Raw genomic sequence first — 1,579 nt, 5'->3', positions numbered from 1 at the left:
GGCCGAGGCCGAGCGCGCCGGCCTCGGCCGCGTCCATGGTGCGGCCGGTGAGGCACATCTCCATCGCCTTGGACTTGCCGACGAAGCGGGTGAGCCGCTGGCTGCCGCCGATCCCCGGCATCACCCCGAGCTTGATCTCGGGCTGGCCGAACTGCGCCGTATCGGCGGCCAGGATGAAGTCGCACATCATGGCGAGTTCGCAGCCGCCGCCCAGCGCATAGCCCGCCACCGCGGCCACGATCGGCGTGCGCACGGCGGTGAAGCGCTCCCAATCCGAAAAGCGGTCGCCGGCATACATCTCGGCATAGGTGGCCGCCTGCATCTCCTTGATGTCGGCGCCGGCGGCAAACGCCTTGGCCGAGCCGGTGATCACGATGCAGCCGATTCCCGGATCGGCGTCGGCCTCGGTCGCGGCCCGGATCACCTCGCTTGTGAGTTGCCCGTTGATGGCGTTCAGCGCCTTCGGGCGGTTGAGGGTGACCAGCAGGACGCGCCCGTGCGTCTCGGTCAGGATCGTCTCGTAATCGGCCATGCTCAGGCGTCCTCGAAGGTGCGGTCGCGCAGCATATGGATGATCGCGGAAAAGTCCTCGCCCCCGCGGCCCTGGCCGTCGAACCGGGCGTAGAGGCGCTCGGCCTCCGCGCCCAGGGGCGTGGCCGCGCCCGCCGTTGCGGCGGCTTCCTGGGCAAGCCGCAGGTCCTTGAGCATCAGCCCGGCGGCGAAGCCCGGCCTGTAGCCGGTGTTGGCCGGCGAGCCCGGCACCGGGCCCGGCACCGGGCAGTAGGTGGTCAGCGACCAGCACTGGCCCGAGGAGACGGAGGCCACGTCGAACAGGGCCTGCTGCGACAACCCGAGTTTTTCACCCAGCGCGAAGGCTTCGCAGACCCCGATCATCGAGATGCCGAGGATCATGTTGTTGCAGATCTTGGCGGCCTGCCCGGCACCCGCCGCCCCGCAATGGAAGCGGCTCTTGCCCATCTTCGCGAGGATCGGGTCGGCCTCGGCGAAGGCGGCCTCGCTGCCGCCGGCCATGAAGGTCAGCGTGCCGGCCTTGGCCCCGCCGGTGCCGCCGGAGACAGGGGCGTCGATCGAGAGGCAGCCTTGCGCCTCGGCCAGCGCATGGGCCTGTCGGGCGCTCTCCACGTCGACCGTGGAGGAATCGATGAGCAGGGTACCGGCCGGCACCGCGGCCGTCAGTTGCGACCAGACCTCGACCACGTGGCGGCCGGCCGGCAGCATCGTCACCACGGCCTCGGCGCCTTCGGCCGCCTCAAGCACGGAGCCGGCCACCGCGACCCCGTCCGCCTTCGCGGTCTCGAGGGAGGCGGGGCTCAGGTCGAAGCCCCGCACCGAGAAGCCGGCACGCACGAGGTTGGCGGCCATGGGACCGCCCATGTTGCCGAGCCCGATGAAGGCGATTGTCTTACCCATGCACGATCCTCCCGTGTTCAGCCTGCGGGTTCCGGCTCGCGCGGCTCCCTCCCCCTTTGCGGGGGAGGGTGGCCCGCGAAGCGGGTCGGGAGAGGGGAGCGCCATGTCCGGAAAGGGCGCTCCCCTCTTCCGACCCTCGCTCACGCGA

General features: G+C 70.9%; 2 protein-coding genes. Both read right to left on the bottom strand.

The features are described from left to right. Window positions 1-532, bottom strand: a 532-nt coding sequence (locus COGEMETH_RS24885) for an enoyl-CoA hydratase-related protein (RefSeq protein WP_238185344.1), incomplete at its 3' end; no start/stop codon positions are given. A 2-nt stretch (window positions 533-534) separates the two neighbouring features. Then, entirely contained in the window at window positions 535-1,431 is an 897-nt protein-coding gene (gene mmsB, locus COGEMETH_RS24880) for a 3-hydroxyisobutyrate dehydrogenase (protein ID WP_238185343.1), read from the bottom strand. Window positions 1,432-1,579: the final 148 nt, after the last annotated feature.

The sequence above is a fragment of the Methylobacterium trifolii genome, assembly GCF_022179685.1.
In the GTDB taxonomy this organism is placed as follows: Bacteria; Pseudomonadota; Alphaproteobacteria; order Rhizobiales; family Beijerinckiaceae; genus Methylobacterium; species Methylobacterium trifolii.
Note: the sequence above shows the minus strand (reverse complement) of the source record. Positions and strands in the feature narration are given on the sequence as shown.

What these genes read in the sequence shown, in the direction of transcription:
- mmsB (WP_238185343.1), bottom strand. Translation starts at nt 1,431, where the DNA reads ATGGGTAAGACAATCGCCTTCATCGGGCTCGGCAACATGGGCGGTCCC.